Here is a 17,901-nt window from a genome sequence, read left to right on the forward strand (position 1 = left end):
TAACAAAAAAGGAAATCCGTGTAGCAGAATATCAAACCAATCCATGAATTTCATTCCTATGCCACCGCCTGAAACCCATTTAATTTTACCCCAAAGATGTGGTTCAGGAAAAAACGGGGCTAGCCCAAGCGTTAAGCATAGGAGTAATAGAATACGGAAATCGTCAATCCATTTCATATTACCTAATCCCCTTCACAAAAGAATCAATTTCAGTAGTGCCGTGAGTGGTTAAATGTTTTATGAAGGCCGAGCCAATAATAGCCCCTTTAGCTCTAGAAGTGGCAGCTGTAAACGTTTCGTTATTGCTTATGCCAAAACCAACTACTTGAGGGTTTTTAAGCTTTAATCCATCAATTCGTTCAAAGTATTCTGTTTGTTCGTTTCCAAATCCGCTTTTAGCACCCGTGGTACTTGCAGAACTTACCATGTAAATAAATCCTTCAGAAGCTGCATCTATCTGGCGAATCCTAGCTTCGCTGGTTTGTGGTGTTATTAAGAACACATTGATTAAACCGTGTGCTTTAAAAATTGCTTCATATTCTTCCAAGTATACATCCAAAGGTAAATCTGGGAGTATGAGTCCATCAATCCCCAGCTCCTCACATTTTTTACAGAACGCCTCTACACCATATTGCAAAACTGGGTTAAAATACCCCATAATAATCAGAGGAATGGAAACCCTTTTTCTGATATCCTTTAATTGCTCAAAAAGTTTGCTCGTAGTCATACCGTTTTTAAGAGCAGCGGTAGAGCTTTCTTGTATGGTAGGGCCGTCTGCTAAGGGGTCGCTAAACGGTAGTCCAATTTCTATCATGTCTACCCCGGCTTTTTCCAGTTCTTCAATAACCGTTACGGTATCCTCTAATTTTGGATAGCCAGCAGTGAAATATATAGAAAGTAACTTTTGTTCTTCTTGTAATTTTTGGTTTATTCTATTCATCTAAAATAGTTTTAGGTATGAAGGTTTGCCTTTTTATTCCTAAGTTTTTGTTCCCGAAATCTTAAGTGGGATAACTACAGTTTAAAATAATCTATATACGTCTGTAAATCTTTATCCCCACGTCCAGATAAACTAATGACCACAACATCATCGGGTTTAAACGTTTTATACTTAAATAGTGCTAAGGCATGAGAGGTTTCTATAGCGGGAATGATACCCTCTAGTTGGGTTAATTCTAAGCCCGCTTCCATGGCTTCATCATCTGTAGCCGAGTAAAATTCGCCCCGTCCAGATTTGTACAAATGCGAATGTAAGGGCCCAACTCCGGGATAATCTAGACCTGCAGAGATAGAATAAGGTTCTGTAATTTGCCCGTCTTTCGTTTGCATTAATAGTGTTTTACAACCGTGAATAATACCTTCTTTACCCAATTTGGAAGTAGCGGCACTTTCACCAGAATTTACACCTTTGCCAGCCGCTTCTACTGCAATAATGCCTACTTCTTTTTCATCTAAAAAGTGATAGTACGTGCCAGCAGCATTACTACCGCCACCAATACAGGCTACTACATAGTCTGGAAGTTCGCGTCCTTCTTTTTCTTTTAATTGCCATTTTATTTCTTCGGATATTACCGATTGAAATCTGGTAACCATATCCGGGTAAGGGTGTGGACCAATGGCAGAACCAATTATGTAGTGGGTGTCTACTGGGTTGTTAATCCAATCTCTAATAGCTTCATTGGTAGCATCCTTTAAGGTTCTACTACCAGACAATGCAGGTTTTACCGTAGCGCCAAGCATTTTCATACGGGCTACGTTGGGTGCTTGTCTTGCAATGTCTATCTCTCCCATATACACCACACAATCAATCCCCATTAGGGCACAAACCGTTGCCGTAGCTACCCCATGTTGGCCAGCGCCAGTTTCTGCAATGATACGTTTTTTACCCAGTTTTTTGGCCATTAAAATCTGACCTATGGTATTGTTAACCTTGTGTGCCCCGGTATGGTTTAAATCTTCTCGTTTTAGATAAACCTTACAATTGTATTTTTCTGATAAACGATTGGCGAAATACAATGGACTAGGACGGCCCACGTAGTCTTTCAAAAGCTGATGAAATTCTTTTTGAAAATCATCTTGGTACATCAACTTTAAATAATTTTGGCGTAGCTCTTCTACGTTAGGGTAGAGCATTTCTGGAATAAATGCGCCGCCAAAATCCCCGTAATATCCGCGGTCATCTACGTGATACTTCATCGTCAATTCTTTTTTTAAATGCTATTAGTTTTTCAATGTCTTTTTTTCCAGGTTTGGTTTCAAACCTACTGTTCACATCTATGGCATAACAGTATTTGGCCTCTGGCCGATATAAAAAAGTTAATACTTCATCTATATTTTCTAATCCTATACCGCCGCTTAAAAAATAGGGTTTGGTAGACGGATAGTTCTCCAAGACTTCCCAATCAAACGTGTAACCGTTGCCTCCTGGATTTTTCCCTTTGGTATCAAAAAGGTAATAGTCGCACACGTCCTCGTACGGTTTCAATACAGAAAAATCAAAGCTATCTGCAATACCAAATACCTTAATTACTTTAATGTTGAGGTTGCTTATGCGCTCACATAATTCTGGTGGTTCTTGACCATGCAATTGCACCATTTGCAACCCATGTAGGCTTACTTTTTTTAAAATTTCTTCTATGGATGCATTTACAAAAACACCTACTTTGCTCACCTTTCTGGTGATTGTGGGGATAACCCCAACAAGATTACGAGGCGATTTATCATAGAATATAAATCCCATATAGTCTGGCGCTATAGCCGCTACTTCTTTGGGGTTATATTTCATTCCGCAAACCTTTAGTTTCATGGCCTACACGTTTTGTAAAGCATTAATAAAATCTAGGGCGCTTTGCCCTGGATTTTCGGTTTTCATAAAGTTTTCACCTATTAAAAAACCTTGGTAACCGTATTGTTTTAGCTCATTTATGGCAGCTACGGAACTAATACCGCTTTCAGAGACTTTTACAAAATCGTCTGGTATTTGTGTAGCAAGTTCTTTACTGGTTTCTAAGCTAACCTCAAAGGTTTTTAGGTTACGGTTGTTTACGCCCAACATATCTAAACTAGGCATGATGGATTTTTGTAATTCTGCCTCATTATGTACTTCTAGCAATACGTCCATTCCTAAACTTTTTGCCAGTTCTGATAGTGATTTAATTTCTTTTTGCGAAAGCACTGCAGCTATTAAAAGAATAACATCTGCGCCGTGTGCTTTGGCTTCTAGCACTTGGTATTCATCTATCATAAATTCCTTGCGAAGCAGTGGCATGGTAACACATGCTCTAGCCAATAACAAATCTTCAATAGAACCTCCAAAGTATTTAATATCCGTAAGTACACTCATACCACACACGCCAGCATTTTCATAACCTTTGGCAACCATTCCTACATTGGTACTTTGGTTTATTGTCTGCTTGCTGGGCGAGCGTCTTTTGTGTTCTGCAATAATACCAGATTGGCTATTTCTCAAGGCGGTAGACAAGGATGCACCGGTTCTATTAAAAAGAACGGATTTTTCCAATTGGGTAGTAGGAATCAACCCTTTTTTTAAATCAACTTCTTTTTTTTTGTCAGCAACTATTTTATCTAGGATGTTCATGTTTTCTTTATTTATTTCTTCTTTTTCTATGGACGAAAAAGAATTTGATAATCTAGCTTTATTAAACAATTATTTAAAGCATCAACCAGTAATCACTAATTACTCAATGCCCTTAACTTGTTTAAAGCCAAAAGTCCCTTGCCGTTTAAAAGCGATTCTTTTGCTTTTTCAAAACCTTCTTTAGGCGTGCAATTCTCTACCGTAGCAATGGCCACGCCTGCGTTGGCGCAGACTACATTATTTTGTGCTTCTGTACCTTTGCCATTTAGTATATTCAGGAAAATTTGAGCAGAATCCGCAACATCATCGCCACCAACAATTTCAGAAGCTTTTACCGCTTGTATGCCAAAATCTACGGGTTCTAGCATGCTTTCTGTACCATTAGAAATGGTCTTGGTAGCACCTGTTAAACTAATCTCATCATAACCGTCTAACGCATGTAATACGGTAAAATTCTTATCTGTGTTTTGATACAGATAGCCGTACATACGCGCTAGCTCTAGGTTAAAAACCCCTACCATTTGGTTTTTAGGAAAGGCAGGATTTACCATAGGGCCTAGCATGTTAAAAAAAGTTTTAACGGCCAATTCTTTACGGATTGGACCAACATTTTTCATGGCTGGGTGAAACAATGGGGCATGGAGCACGCAAATACCCGCTTCCTCCATGGATTTTTTAAGAAAATCGGCTTCATTGCTAAATTTAATACCTAAAAACTCCATGACATTACTACTTCCACATTTGGAAGAAACCCCATAATTACCATGTTTGGTTACATGAATACCCGCACCAGCGGTAACAAATGAGGCTAGAGTAGAGATGTTAAATGTGTCTTTGCCGTCTCCGCCTGTTCCACAAAGGTCTATGGGATTGTAATCGCTTAAATCCACAGCAACGCACAATTCTAACAAGGCGTCTCTAAAACCTTCTAATTCCTCTATTGTGATGCTACGCATCATGTAAACAGTTAGGAAAGCCGCTATCTGACTGGTGTTATAATCGCCCTTGGCAATATTGACCAGGATTTGTTTGGCATCGTCCTTAGACAGGATTTCGTGATTAATTAATCTATTTAGTGTCTCTTTCATTCACTTTACTTTTTTTCCGCTAGGCCGGAACTTGCTTTTAGCTATTTCTTCAATTGTATGTCAAAACTTGGAGTTACGTAGCTCCTTTAAAATGACCTTATTTATATCTTTTTACCTTGCTATGAACCTACTAACCAGTTCTGCAACATTTGTTTACCTTCTGGAGTTAAAACGGATTCTGGGTGAAACTGAACCCCTCTAACATCATGGGTTTTATGTTTTAGGGACATAATTTGACCATTTTCATCAAAAGAGGTGGCTTCCAAACATTCTGGTAATTCTTTGTTCACTACCCAAGAATGGTACCTGCCAACTTGTATTTTTTTAGGTAATCCTTTAAAAATATAGTCTTCTCCCGTAATTTCTATTTCTGTAGCAATACCATGGTAAACTTGGTCTAGATTCACTAAGCTACCACCATAAACTTCTCCAATGGCTTGTTGCCCCAAACAGACCCCAAATATTTTTTTGGTGGCCCCGTACGTTTCAATAATAGGTTTTAACAAACCAGCCTCGTCTGGGATACCAGGACCTGGAGAAAGCACAATTAATTCATAATCAGCAACCTCTTCCAGGGTTAATTGGTCATTTCGTTTTACAATTACCTCGCAATCCAATTCTTCTAGATAGTGCACTAGGTTATAGGTGAAACTATCGTAATTGTCAATCATTAATACTTTCTTCATCTTAGATAGTTTCTGCAATTTCTAAGGCTTTATTTAAAGCGCCAAGTTTGTTGTATGTTTCTTGTAACTCGTCTTCTGGGTTAGATGCAGCAACCAAACCGGCACCAGCTTGGTAATACAATTCGTGATTTTTGCTTAGGAACGTTCTAATCATAATAGCATGATTAAAGTTGCCGTTAAAATCCATGAATCCAATTGCACCACCATAATAGCCTCTACTGGTTTTCTCATATTTTTCTATGAGCTGCATGGCCATATGCTTGGGCGCGCCACTTAAAGTACCTGCTGGGAAAGTGTCTGCAACTATTTTTAAAGTTGGTATATCTTCCTTTTTCATCCCAGTAACCTTGGAAACCAAATGGATAACGTGAGAAAAGTATTGTACCTCTCTATAGGTTTCTACATTTACCGTATTGCCGTTTCTACTTAAATCGTTACGGGCCAAATCTACTAGCATTACATGTTCGCTGTTTTCCTTGTCGTCTGCTGCTAGCTTTTTGGCTAGTTCTGCGTCTCTTTCATCGTTGCCTGTACGCTTGTACGTACCGGCTATGGGGTGAATTTCTGCTTTGCCATCTTTAACGATAAGCTGTGCTTCTGGGCTACTTCCAAAGATTTTAAAATCGCCATAATCAAAAAAGAAAAGGTACGGGGATGGATTTATGGAGCGTAGCGCACGGTATACGTTAAACTCATCTCCCTTAAATTTTTGGGTGAACCGTCTTGATAGAACCAATTGAAAAACATCTCCTCTTTGGCAATGTTTTTTGGCTATCTCTACATGCTTTTTGTACTCAACGTCTTCTAGATTAGAGATAGGAGCGCCAACTCGATTAAAATTGTACGAAGCAAAAGTTCTGATGTTGAACAAACGCTCAATCTCTTCTAAGTTGTTTTCAGATTCGTAACAATGGGCAAATAAATAGGCTTCGTTTTTAAAGTGGTTAATGGCAATGATATTCTGGTATACCGCATAGTAGATATCTGGAATATTTACGGAATCATCTTTTTTTCTAAGTGCTAAATCTTCAAAATATCTTACAGCATCATATGCCATAAAGCCAAACAGCCCGTTGGTTATAAATTTGAAATCATGTTCTGGCGCCTTAAAACTTTTTGCGAAAGCATCTACTTCTGCTACAACATCTGTTTCTGGGGTAATATTGGTTACGGAAATGGTGCCATCTGGATATTGTTTTTCCAAAACTTCATTTTCTACCTTAATATGTGCAATAGGGTTGCAGCAGATGTAAGAAAAGCTATTATCGTTGGCGTGGTAGTCACTACTTTCTAATAATATGCTATTAGGAAACTTATCCCTAATTTTTAAATACACACTTACCGGCGTAATGGTGTCTGCCAGTATTTGCTTGTAGTGTGTTTTAAGTTCAAATTGTTTCATTTTTAGGGTTCTTTGCGGTATGCTGTTAAAATTTTAGTTGTGATGTAAAATGGAAAAAGGCCTGTCGTGATGACAAGCCTTTTTCTAATATTATTATAGGTAGGACTAGCTCACGACGTTATTCGTAAGATACTCCACCACCAATTATTTTTTGTAAACATTTTCATTGCCGTAAATATAGGAATGAAAATTTAATTGACCAATAAATTAATTTATGGAACGCAACTGAAATTTATCTTCTATTGTATTTAATGCTTCGTCATGATTAGGTTTTTCTAAAAATACGAGTAGGTCTGCATTGTTTTGCCAGTTCTCGTCTCTAGCTAATGCTACTTCTACTTTTCTAATAGATTGTATTTCTTCAAAGTTTAAGTTTATCATGGCATCTTGTAAATACCAATGGTATTCGATATTACCATTGTCATCAAAAATGGCAAATGCTTTTTTTATGTTGGTAGAACGTGTAATATTTAAACTTAGATATTCTTCAATTTGTGCTTGTATGTCCATTTCTTCCCTAAAACTTTCTAGTTTAAAAGGAGAGAAGTTAGAAGAAACGGTAAATTTTAAGTGCCAAGGAAAGTTTTGTCTTAAAGATGTCTCCAAAGAATCTTCATAGGTGGCAAAGAATACCGGAGCTTTATTTTCTTTTAAAGTTTGATTGATTTGATGATAGTCTTGTGCTAGATTATTGTCTTGGAGCATGATTTTTAAATTTATTTACCCCAAAGATGCATATGGAGAATTAGTTTTTAATGGCTTGTAAGATTAATGCAGGTTCACTTTAGTTAAAATTGAATTATCTGTAGGTGAGTTGTTTTCATAAAAAAACCTGCTCTTTTAAGAGCAGGTTTTCTAACACTAACCAATTTAGTTGTATATGGATTAGAATTCCAAATCAACAACTAAGTCAAATTCGTCATAAATGGTTTTATCACCTAAATTGTCAAAAAAGCTTCCAGAACCATAACGAATATCGTATGCGGCTCTATCTACTTTTAAAGATGCAGTAGCTTTGCTGCCATAAACAGACATTTCAAAAGTTATTGGTTTTGTAGTTCCTTTAATGGTTAAATCTCCAGTAACTTCATAAGCATTTTTTCCTTTTGCCTTTACATCGGTAATTTTTAAAGTAGATGTCTTGTGTTCTTCTACTCCAAAGAAATCTGCAGAATTTAAATGGCCGTCTAATTTTCCTTTCATATCGCCAGAAAGGTCTGTTGTATTAATGGTAGTCATATCTACTACAAACATCCCACCAGTTAATTTTTCCCCTTCAAAATCTAAATAACCTTCTTTTAAAGATATTGTGCCTTCGTGAGAGCCGGTTACTTTGTAGCCTTTCCAAGTTACTTTACTTTTTTCTACGTCTACTGTTTTTTTCTCATCTATTGGATTGGCAGAAACTACACCAAAAACAAGAGCAAATGCTAAGCTGAATAATTTAGTTTTCATGATTTTAAAAATTTAAAGTGTTTAGATTTATATAAATGTAAATAGTTCTTCTTTTGACTTACGCACCTTTGCGTAGTGTTGTGTTTGGTCTTCTTCTGAGCGGTATCCAATAGGTAATACCACAGCAGCATTTAGTCCTTTTTCGGTTAGTCCCAAGATTTCATTGTAGGCCTCACTTTCAAAACCTTCCATGGGGCAGCTATCTACTTCTAGTGCTGCGCAAATATCCATGGCATTGCCCAAGGCAATATAAACCTGTTTGGCTGCCCATATGCTCTTTACCTCTTGCGATAATTCCGTTATTTTGGATTTCATAAAATCACCATAACCGGACAACGCTTCTGGTGGTAAATTTCTCGTATTGCCTACATTTTCTAAGTAGGAATCAATATAAGCACTGTCAACATTTGTTTTATTGGCAAAAACCAACAAATGGGAAGCGTCTACAATTTGTGTTTGCCCCCAAGATACGGGTTGTAATTTTTCTCTAATCGCATTGTCTGTAATTACAAATACTTCGTAAGGTTGAAGTCCGTAAGAAGAAGCACTTAATTGTATTGCCTCCAAAATTTTATCTAAGTCCTCTTTAGAAACTTTTTTGGTGCTGTCAAATTTCTTTACAGCGTAGCGCCATTTCAAAGGCGATAGTATATCACTCATCTTAAAATTTATCTAATATTTGATTTAACTTTATTAATTCTTGATCCGTTAGGTTTGCGGTTAATTCATTTTCTGCCTGTAACATTGCTGCATCCATATGCTCTAGGGCTTCTATTCCTTTTGTAGTTATTGAAATTTCTACCTTTCTCCGGTTTTCTGGGCAAATTTTACGTTCTACGTATTCTTTGGCAAGTAACTTATCTACTAGTCTTGTGGTATTACTCATTTTACTTACCATGCGTTCACTTATAGTAGATAAATTTGCGGGTTTGCCATTTTGACCTCTTAAAATGCGTAGAACGTTAAACTGCTGGGTGGAAACATCAAATGGCTTTAAAACCGCAGTTATTTTTTCAGATACACTATTGACTATTAGTTGCATGTGTATTAATGTTCGTGGTCTTAACGGTATTTCCTTTTTTGTTTTTATAATTTTCTCTACATTCATGTTTCTACAACAATTGTATATACAAATGTATATTTATTTTGATTGTAAACGTTTATATCAAGGCTAATTTTTTGTTAAAGATTCACAGTCACACTTGTACTAACCTTAATTTTAAAATTGAAATACCTTGAATATGAGAATATTGTTGACTCTTATAGTGATGTCATTTTTAATATCCTGCAAACAGGAAAAAAAGCAATTAGTAAAGACGAATGTAGATGAACCAGTAAAAGAGGAAGAATTTAAAGCCTTTCCCGTATATGATTTTCAGGGGTTAAAACCACTATTGAGTAAAAATAACGATACGGTTTATATCGTAAATTTTTGGGCCACATGGTGTAAACCTTGCATTGCAGAATTGCCAGATTTTGAAAAAACCTATGCCGAAAGAAAGGAGAAAAAAGTAGAATTGGTTTTAGTTAGTCTAGATATGCCCAACCTATGGGAGAAGAGATTAGTGCCATTTGTGAAAGAGAAAAATTTAAAAGGTAAAGTTGTAATTTTAGATGACCCCAAGATGAATAATTGGATACCACAAGTTGATGAAAATTGGGGAGGTGGGATTCCGGCTACTTTAATTTACAATAGGAACAAGCGATTGTTCTTTGAAGAAGGACTCACTTATGAAAAGCTTAATGAAGCATTAAATACTTTCTAATAATAAAAAATGGAACTATGAAAACACGTTTAACTTTAAAGGCAATTGGCATTCTTGGTTGCTTTATTTTGTTATTTGCAGGTAAAGTTTCTGCACAAGAAGGCCTCAAAATAGGGGATATGGCCCCTGATTTTAAACTAAAAAATATTGATGGCAAATTAGTATCCTTGGCAGACTATAAAGATGCCAAGGGATATTTAGTTGTTTTTACCTGTAATACCTGCCCCTACGCACAGGCCTATGAAGACCGCATTATAAAATTACATGCTAAATACGAGTCGCAAAATGTGCCTGTTATAGCTATTAACCCAAACAATCCTACGGTTAAGGCAGGAGATAGTTATGAGGCAATGATGGATAGGGCCAAGGATAAAGGGTTTAAGTTTCCTTATTTAGTAGACGAAGGCCAAAAAGTGTATCCTAAATATGGAGCTACTAGAACACCCCATGTTTATTTGTTGCAAAAAACAGCTAAAGGGAATAAAGTGGCTTATATAGGTGCTATTGATGACAACTACCAAGATGCGTCACAAGTAGAAGACCGTTTTGTTGAAGATGCGGTAGATGCTATGCTTAATGGAACACCAATAAAAGTTACTACTACAAAAGCTATTGGGTGCTCTATAAAGGCGTAATAAATGATATTATTTAGGCGTAATGCTTAAGTTTGTGCAGCTTTAAAAAAATAAATATGGCAGATTTATCTCAAGAAGAATGGGCAGAAAAATTAAAAAACGATTCCAATTCTTTTTTACTAGATGTTAGAACACCAGAAGAAGTAGAAGATGGTTATATACCAGGTGCAACCAATATAGATATTTATTTGGGTCCAGAATTTTTAACTGAAATTGAAAAACTGGATAAAAGTAAGAACTACTATGTGTATTGCCGTTCTGGGGCCAGAAGTGGCCAAGCTTGTGCAATAATGAATAATGCCGGTTTTGAAACCACTTATAACTTAGAAGGCGGTTTTATGAATTGGGATGGAGAAGTTGCAGAATAACCTTCTGTAGACTATTGGTTACTTTTTTAGAATATTTTCTAAATTAGTTCCATGCGAGAGGACTTTCTCCACTACGTTTGGAAAAATTTTAAGTTCAAGGGTAACACTTTGAATACACATCAGGGCGAGCTAATTGAAGTACTCCATTTGGGTACACATAACAAATTAGCTGGCCCTGATTTTTTTAATGCTAAACTAAGAATAGGAGGCCAGCTTTGGGCCGGTAACGTAGAAATACATATAAAATCATCAGATTGGTATTTGCATGGTCATGAAAATGATGTTAACTATGATAATGTTATACTTCATGTAGTCTGGGAACATAATGTAGAAGTCTTTCGAAAAGATGGCAGTATAATTCCTGTTTTGGAAATTAAAGATTTGGTGTCCCCATCTTTACTAAATTATTACAAGCAATTACTTGCTAAATCGGGTAGTCGGTTCATCAATTGTGAAAATGATATTTCGGAAATAGATGACTTTCTATGGGAAAATTGGTTAGAGCGTTTGTACATAGGTCGCCTAGAAAAAAGACACCTCGAAATAGCTGGTTTATTAAAATCCAATCAAAACGATTGGGAAAAAGTGTTGTTCATCTTACTTATGAAAAATTTTGGTCTCAACATAAATGGGCCTAAGTTTTTTCAATTTGCACAAGCATTACCGTTTTCTATTGTCCGTAAGGTATCTAACCAACCAATGCAATTAGAAGCTTTGTTATTTGGCGGATTGGGTTTATTGTCAAAAGATTCTAAAGATAATTACGAGTTAAGGCTATTACAAGAATTTACGTTTCTAAAACAAAAGTTTAGTCTAGAGCTTAAAACAGGGCAAAAAGTAGATTTCTTTGGCTTGCGCCCCATGAATTTCCCTACTATTAGATTGGCGCAAATAGCAGCTTTGTATAGTCATCATCAGAATTTGTTTTCGGTTTTAATGCGGTTAAGAACTATTGAAGAGTTAAATACTTTAGTTAAGGTAAAAACAAACAAATACTGGGATAATCATTACAACTTTGGTAAAGAAAGTGCTTACAAGAAGAAAACTGTTTCTAACTCGTTCATAGCGTTATTGGCCATCAATACCCTAATCCCCCTAAAGTTTTCCTATCAAAAAAGTCAAGGAAACCCAGATGTAGAAAGATTGCTAAAATGGGTTATGGAACTTTCAGAAGAGAAAAATAATGTTACAAAAGGGTTTAAGGCCTTAGGTAAAAAAGTAGATAATGCTATGCATAGCCAAGCAATATTAGAATTAAAGAAAAATTACTGCGACAAAAATCAATGCCTACAATGTGCTATAGGTGGTAAGCTATTGAATAGAATTAAGTAATTTTGGGTATGGATTGGTTCTACAACCTTTTATATTATTTTCAAAAGCGTGGCTTTGAAGTTTGTGAACGTATTGCGGAACGTATCGGTATACGGGCTAGGGTAGTGCGTACCACTTTTATATACTTAACTTTTGTAACGTTAGGTTTTGGCTTTGCATTATACCTCTTTATAGCTTTTTGGTTAAAAATAAAGGATTTAGTGTATACAAAAAGAACCTCTGTATTTGATTTATAAGAATGGAAAGGATATTTAAATCCCGTTTGGCAATAGCACTTTCGCTTATGTTATCCATTTTTGTAATTGGGGTCTTTGGATACCGTTTGCTAGCCAATTATTCTTGGATAGAAGCCGTTTATATGACTATCATAACGGTTACCACCGTTGGTTTTTCTGAAGTTAGACCGCTGGATGCTAATGCTAAGGTGTTTACCGTTTTTTTAATTGTTACCAGTGTATTTATTTTTGGTTTTGCCATATCGGTAGTTTCTGAATATATTTTAAGTAGAAATTCCCTTCAACTCCTAAAGAAAAAGCGTGTGAAAAATAAAATTGATAGTTTGGAGAACCACGTAATTGTATGTGGGTACGGGCGTAATGGGCAGCAAGCAGCAGAAAGGTTGCAGGCTTACAAGAAACCATTTGTGGTTATCGAAAAAGAAAAAAGCATCATAGAAGCTAATGAAGATGCGGTGCTCTTTGTTGAAGGCGATGTAAACGACGACGAGATTTTATTGGCAGCGGGCATACAAAAAGCCCAATATTTAGTAGCGGCCTTACCAGATGACGCTTTAAACCTGTTTGTAGTTTTATCTGCAAGACAATTGAACAAAAAGTTATTTATAATAAGTAGGGCTTCATTGGTAAGTTCTGTAAAAAAATTACAGTTTGCTGGGGCGGATAAAGTTATAATGCCAGATAAAATTGGAGGTGATCATATGGCTTCATTGGTTGTAATGCCAGATTTAATCACTTTTATGGATAAACTTTCTATTGAGGGTGAGAATACTACCAATTTAGAAGAAGTAGAAATTACGGATTTTACGGACCAAATAGATTGCCAATCCATAAGGGATTTAGATTTAAGGCGCAAAACAGGATGTACCATAATTGGTTACATAGATCCCGTAGGTAATTATATAATTAATCCAGAAGCAGATCAACAATTAGAACCTAAAGGAAAGGTAATAGTTTTAGGTAGACCTGAGCAAATACAAAAACTAAATCAAATGTTCCAAATAGGAGAGTAATCCTCAACAAAATTTGATTGACTTGTATTTTTTTAAGATATTGGCACCTTAACGATTATTTAATCTTAAGATACCAAAAACCAATAATCAAAATATGAAGAGAATAATTAGTGCATGTTTCATGCTGCTGGGTATAATGGCAAGTTCCCAAGACCTAACGGTAAAGCCGGGGATTTATAATCCGTCTAAACAGATTAATGATGGGGTTATAGATTTACAAGTTTTGGGTGGTACACCTCCATATAGTTATAAATGGAGTAATCAAAGTACCCCGCTATCTTCAAAGAGAGCTACTGGTTTGGTAGAAGGAATACCCTATACCGTTGTGGTATCAGATGCGAATGGTAATTCGGTCACAAAAGTATATAAGGTAGAAACAAGTACAATTGCTGAAGTTTTTAATGGAACCATGACACCTGCAGTACAGGCGCTTGGTTCTGTTTTGTTTTGGGACCCATTTGCCGCAATAGGCATTTATGATCCTGTGGCATACGCAGATAAAAAGTTGGTTAGTACCCCAGGTTGGTCTGCAGAAGTAGAAGATAAATTTGTACTAAAAGAATGGCTCAAAAAAGAAGGGCAAAATGTTGCCAAAGGAGATCAAATTGCAATTATCTCTAGTGAAAAGAATGGAGACCAAACGGTGATTGCTTCTGCTACTGGTACACTTAACTATTTGGTAAAAGAAGGAAATGTTATTTACAACTCTGACAATGCCGAACATGTTATTGAACAAGGAGCCCACTTCTTGGCAGAAATAGTTTACGATGATCCAATTGTTATGACACATCCAAATGGGGATCCGTTAACAAAAGGAATTCCATTTATTGTTATATGGTTGGTGTTGGGAGCATTGTTCTTTACCATTAGAATGGGCTTTATAAACATAAGAGGTTTTAGACACTCAATTGATTTAGCTAAAGGTAAGTATGATGACCCGGATGCTCCAGGGCAGGTAACCCATTTTCAAGCATTGGCAACAGCAGTTTCTGGAACCGTTGGTCTTGGAAACATTGCAGGTGTTGCTGTTGCGGTTTCATTAGGTGGTGCAGGTGCTACTTTCTGGATGATCGTTTGTGGTTTGCTTGGTATGTCTTCCAAATTTGTAGAATGTACGCTTGGGGTAAAATACAGGGATATATTACCAGATGGTCGGGTTTTTGGCGGGCCTATGAACTATTTAAGATATGGTCTTGAAAAAAGAAATCTAAAGGGCTTTGGTAAAGTGTTGGCAGGTGTTTTTGCCATCTTGGCAATTGGTGCCTCTTTTGGTGGTGGTAACATGTTCCAGGCCAATCAATCTTTTGAGCAATTGGCAGGGCAATTCCCGGCTTTAGCAGGAAATGGTTTTTGGTTTGGTGTGGTAACGGCTGTATTAGTAGGTGTGGTTATTATTGGAGGTATAAATAGTATTGCAAAAGTAACGGGCCGTGTTGTTCCAGTTATGGCTTCTGTTTATATTATTGCTGCATTGGCCGTTATTCTAATGAATATACAAAATATTGGCCCTGCATTTTCTGCAATAGTAGAAGGTGCTTTTAGCCCATCTGCACTAAAAGGTGGTATTGTAGGGGTCTTGGTTGTAGGTTTTCAAAGGGCGGCATTCTCTAATGAAGCCGGTGTGGGTTCTGCAGCTATTGCACACAGTACGGCAAAAACAAAACATCCGCCTTCGGAGGGTTTTGTGGCTTTATTAGAACCTTTTATAGATACGGTTGTGGTTTGTACCCTAACAGCTTTGGTACTTATATTTACCGGAATGCACGAGGTAGAAGGCCTTGCAGGTGCACAATTGACTTCTGATGCTTTTGGTAGTCAAATCTCGTGGTTCCCTTACGTGTTGGCATTGGCGGTTTTCTTATTTGCTTTTTCAACTATGATTTCATGGTCTTACTATGGAATGCGTGCCTGGACTTATTTATTCGGTAAAAGCAAAAAATCAGAAATGATTTATAAAATCTTATTCCTAGTTTTTGTGGTAATAGGAGCCTCTGTTAGCTTAGGTGCTGTATTGGATTTTTCTGATATGATGATTTTGGCTATGTCTTTCCCTAACATTATTGGATTATATATAATGTCTGGTGAGGTTAAAACAGACTTGAATGAATACTGGAAAAAATTAAAGTCCAACCAATTATTTAAAAAGCAGCGTTTGGCTAAATAATTTATTCCTAAAATGAAATCTTCAAAATCCCGCTTTGGCCTTAATAAACAAGAACAAAGCGGGATTTTTATTGTGTTCCTTTTATTGGCCATATATTTCATAACAAGATTTAGTTTGAGTTATATGGATAAACCTACTGATTCTGAAATTCAATTAGATGTTGAAGCGCAATCTTTTGTAGATAGCTTGGTTCAGGTAAACTCTGCTAAAGCCAGTTATCAGTTTAAACCGTTTAATCCAAATTTTATTTCAGACTATAAAGGGTATCAATTGGGTATGTCTACATCTCAAATAGATGCTTTGTTGCTGTACAGGTCTTCTGGTAAATACGTTAATACCGCAGAGGAGTTTCAAAAGGTAACCGGTGTGTCAGATTCAGTATTACAATTAATGGAGCCATATTTTAAATTTCCAGATTGGGTTGCCAAAGGGAAGAAGCCACAATCACAAAGGATTGGGGTTATAAAGGCGGATAAAGAAAAACGGTTAAAACAGATTGATATTAACAGTGCAACAGCTGCCGATTTTCAAATGATTTCAGGTATTGGAGAAAAGTTGTCGGCAAGAATTGTAAAATTTAGAGATAGACTTGGCGGGTTTCTAACAGAAAAGCAATTAGTGGACGTTTATGGTTTGGATCACCAAATAGCAAAAAAAGCCATGCAGGTTTTTGTAGTTAAAAATCAACCAAAAATTATAAAAATCAATATCAATCAAGCTACTGCCGAAGAACTTAAAAATTTGGTTTACATCAATTGGAATTTAGCAAATGCAATTGTGGCGCACCGAGAATTAAATGGAGCCTTTACCTCAATACAGGATTTAGATAAAGTAGCTGGGTTTCCTACAGAAAAACTACACAGAATAGCCTTATATTTGTCTATATAAAAAAATTGCTATGAACAATATGTACTTCACTGAAGAACATAGGTTATTTAGGCAGAGCCTAAAAGATTTTCTACAAAAAGAAGTTGTACCCCACATTGAAAAATGGGAGCAAACTGGCCAAATAGACCGTTTTATATGGGAAAAGTTTGGCGAAATGGGATATTTTGGATTAATGACACCGGAAGAGTATTCTGGGTTAGGTTTGGACTTATTCTATACGGTTATCTTTTTAGAAGAATTGCAATGTATTCATTCTGGAGGTTTTGCTGCGGCTATGTGGGCTCATGAATATTTGGCAATGACTTATTTAAATAAGTTGGCCAACGCCCAACAAAAGAAAGCTTATCTGGAACCTAGTGTATTGGGTAATAAAATTGGTTGCCTAGGAGTATCAGAGCCTTTTGGAGGAAGTGATGTTGCTGCTATGCGCACTACGGCAATAAAGAAAGGAAATGTCTATATTGTGAACGGTTCAAAAACGTTTATTACCAATGGCGTATACGGGGATTACATTGTTCTAGCGGCAAAGACAGATGCTACCGCAGGCCACAAGGGTATTAGTATGTTTATAGTTGATAGGAACGCAAAAGGGGTAACCGCAAATAAACTTAATAAACTAGGTTGGAGGGCATCTGATACGGCAGAGCTTGCGTTTGATAATGTTGAGGTGCCTGAAGAAAATCTGCTGGGGGATGAAGGAAGCGGATTTGTATATATAATGGAAGCTTTTGCCTTGGAACGTTTGGTCATGGGAGTAAATGCACACGCACGGGCAGAATATGCGTTAGAGTATACCCAGCAGTATATGTCAGAAAGGGAAGCATTTGGTAAATCCATTAATCAGTTTCAAGCGCTTAGGCATAGAATGGTAGACTTATATTCAGATATGCTATTGTGTAAGGAGTTTAATTACAGTACCATTGCTAAAATGCAACATGGAGAATATGTGGTTAAGGAGGCGACAATCTCTAAATTAAAATCTACTAAAATGGCAGATGAGGTAATGTATAATTGTTTGCAATTTTTAGGAGGTTATGGTTATATAGAAGATTATCCGTTGGCTAGATTAAGCAGGGATAGTAGGTTGGGGCCAATAGGTGGTGGTACGTCAGAAATTTTAAAAGAAATTTTGGCAAAGATTATAATTGACAAAAAGCAATATAAAAAACCGGTAAAGTAATTTCTATTAAAAAATTCATTATTTCTTTTTACATTAAAAAATAATTGTACTTTTGCCATCCCAAAATACTAAAAGAAAGGAGGTTGTAGC

At 36.5% G+C, this 17,901-nt stretch carries 20 protein-coding genes; 9 read left to right on the forward strand and 11 right to left on the reverse strand.

The genetic code is table 11. From position 1 onward, the window contains the following. Positions 1 to 178: 178 nt before the first annotated feature. From trpA to BUL40_RS14925, 11 genes are all read right to left on the reverse strand, one after another. Positions 179 to 940 carry a tryptophan synthase subunit alpha gene (gene trpA / locus BUL40_RS14875; protein ID WP_080319895.1) on the reverse strand — a complete coding sequence of 254 codons (762 nt, stop codon included), beginning with the start codon at positions 938 to 940 and terminating at the stop codon, positions 179 to 181. 74 nt (positions 941 to 1,014) lie between these two features. After that, complete coding sequence (gene trpB, locus BUL40_RS14880; RefSeq protein WP_080319896.1) at positions 1,015 to 2,196, reverse strand: tryptophan synthase subunit beta; 1,182 nt, start codon at positions 2,194 to 2,196, stop codon at positions 1,015 to 1,017. Then, positions 2,177 to 2,806 carry a phosphoribosylanthranilate isomerase gene (locus BUL40_RS14885; RefSeq protein WP_010519836.1) on the reverse strand — a complete coding sequence of 210 codons (630 nt, stop codon included), beginning with the start codon at positions 2,804 to 2,806 and terminating at the stop codon, positions 2,177 to 2,179. Before BUL40_RS14885 ends, trpB begins: the two co-directional genes overlap by 20 nt. A gap of 3 nt (positions 2,807 to 2,809) precedes the next feature. Continuing rightward, the gene (gene trpC / locus BUL40_RS14890) at positions 2,810 to 3,598 is read right to left on the reverse strand and encodes an indole-3-glycerol phosphate synthase TrpC (RefSeq protein ID WP_080319911.1); all 789 of its coding nucleotides are present in this window, start codon (positions 3,596 to 3,598) and stop codon (positions 2,810 to 2,812) included. Between the two features lie 95 nt (positions 3,599 to 3,693). Then, entirely contained in the window at positions 3,694 to 4,686 is a 993-nt protein-coding gene (gene trpD, locus BUL40_RS14895) for an anthranilate phosphoribosyltransferase (protein ID WP_010519834.1), read from the reverse strand. Positions 4,687 to 4,805: 119 nt separating this feature from the next. Continuing rightward, the gene (locus tag BUL40_RS14900) at positions 4,806 to 5,372 is read right to left on the reverse strand and encodes an anthranilate synthase component II (protein ID WP_010519833.1); all 567 of its coding nucleotides are present in this window, start codon (positions 5,370 to 5,372) and stop codon (positions 4,806 to 4,808) included. 1 nt (position 5,373) lies between these two features. Next, the gene (locus BUL40_RS14905) at positions 5,374 to 6,774 is read right to left on the reverse strand and encodes an anthranilate synthase component I family protein (RefSeq protein WP_080319897.1); all 1,401 of its coding nucleotides are present in this window, start codon (positions 6,772 to 6,774) and stop codon (positions 5,374 to 5,376) included. A 207-nt stretch (positions 6,775 to 6,981) separates the two neighbouring features. Continuing rightward, a complete protein-coding gene (locus BUL40_RS14910) occupies positions 6,982 to 7,479 on the reverse strand; it encodes a hypothetical protein (protein ID WP_010519831.1) in 498 nt (165 codons plus the stop codon). Between the two features lie 180 nt (positions 7,480 to 7,659). Continuing rightward, positions 7,660 to 8,229, reverse strand: a complete 570-nt coding sequence (locus BUL40_RS14915) for a YceI family protein (RefSeq protein ID WP_080319898.1) — start codon at positions 8,227 to 8,229, stop codon at positions 7,660 to 7,662. A 27-nt stretch (positions 8,230 to 8,256) separates the two neighbouring features. Beyond that, entirely contained in the window at positions 8,257 to 8,889 is a 633-nt protein-coding gene (locus tag BUL40_RS14920) for an NAD(P)H-dependent oxidoreductase (protein WP_080319899.1), read from the reverse strand. Position 8,890: 1 nt separating this feature from the next. Continuing rightward, positions 8,891 to 9,337 carry a MarR family winged helix-turn-helix transcriptional regulator gene (locus BUL40_RS14925; protein ID WP_010519828.1) on the reverse strand — a complete coding sequence of 149 codons (447 nt, stop codon included), beginning with the start codon at positions 9,335 to 9,337 and terminating at the stop codon, positions 8,891 to 8,893. A gap of 160 nt (positions 9,338 to 9,497) precedes the next feature. Between BUL40_RS14925 and BUL40_RS14930 the strand changes: the two genes are divergently transcribed. The 9 genes from BUL40_RS14930 to BUL40_RS14970 all read left to right on the forward strand — a co-directional run bounded on the left by BUL40_RS14930 (position 9,498) and on the right by BUL40_RS14970 (position 17,811). After that, entirely contained in the window at positions 9,498 to 9,995 is a 498-nt protein-coding gene (locus tag BUL40_RS14930) for a TlpA disulfide reductase family protein (protein ID WP_080319900.1), read from the forward strand. 17 nt (positions 9,996 to 10,012) lie between these two features. Continuing rightward, a complete protein-coding gene (locus BUL40_RS14935; RefSeq protein WP_010519826.1) occupies positions 10,013 to 10,630 on the forward strand; it encodes a thioredoxin family protein in 618 nt (205 codons plus the stop codon). Between the two features lie 56 nt (positions 10,631 to 10,686). Then, positions 10,687 to 10,998, forward strand: a complete 312-nt coding sequence (locus BUL40_RS14940) for a rhodanese-like domain-containing protein (RefSeq protein ID WP_010519825.1) — start codon at positions 10,687 to 10,689, stop codon at positions 10,996 to 10,998. 51 nt (positions 10,999 to 11,049) lie between these two features. Next, the gene (locus BUL40_RS14945; protein WP_080319901.1) at positions 11,050 to 12,330 is read left to right on the forward strand and encodes a DUF2851 family protein; all 1,281 of its coding nucleotides are present in this window, start codon (positions 11,050 to 11,052) and stop codon (positions 12,328 to 12,330) included. Positions 12,331 to 12,338: 8 nt separating this feature from the next. After that, entirely contained in the window at positions 12,339 to 12,566 is a 228-nt protein-coding gene (locus BUL40_RS14950) for a PspC domain-containing protein (RefSeq protein WP_010519823.1), read from the forward strand. Positions 12,567 to 12,568: 2 nt separating this feature from the next. Continuing rightward, positions 12,569 to 13,579: a potassium channel family protein gene (locus BUL40_RS14955; protein WP_080319902.1), complete on the forward strand. Its 1,011-nt coding sequence runs from the start codon at positions 12,569 to 12,571 to the stop codon at positions 13,577 to 13,579. A 94-nt stretch (positions 13,580 to 13,673) separates the two neighbouring features. Next, complete coding sequence (locus BUL40_RS14960; protein WP_010519821.1) at positions 13,674 to 15,743, forward strand: amino acid carrier protein; 2,070 nt, start codon at positions 13,674 to 13,676, stop codon at positions 15,741 to 15,743. A gap of 123 nt (positions 15,744 to 15,866) precedes the next feature. Further along, the gene (locus BUL40_RS14965; protein WP_244901886.1) at positions 15,867 to 16,631 is read left to right on the forward strand and encodes a ComEA family DNA-binding protein; all 765 of its coding nucleotides are present in this window, start codon (positions 15,867 to 15,869) and stop codon (positions 16,629 to 16,631) included. 10 nt (positions 16,632 to 16,641) lie between these two features. Next, positions 16,642 to 17,811 carry an acyl-CoA dehydrogenase family protein gene (locus tag BUL40_RS14970; protein ID WP_080319904.1) on the forward strand — a complete coding sequence of 390 codons (1,170 nt, stop codon included), beginning with the start codon at positions 16,642 to 16,644 and terminating at the stop codon, positions 17,809 to 17,811. Positions 17,812 to 17,901: the final 90 nt, after the last annotated feature.

The organism is Croceivirga radicis (genome assembly GCF_002072105.2).
GTDB classification, from domain to species: domain Bacteria; phylum Bacteroidota; class Bacteroidia; order Flavobacteriales; family Flavobacteriaceae; genus Croceivirga; species Croceivirga radicis.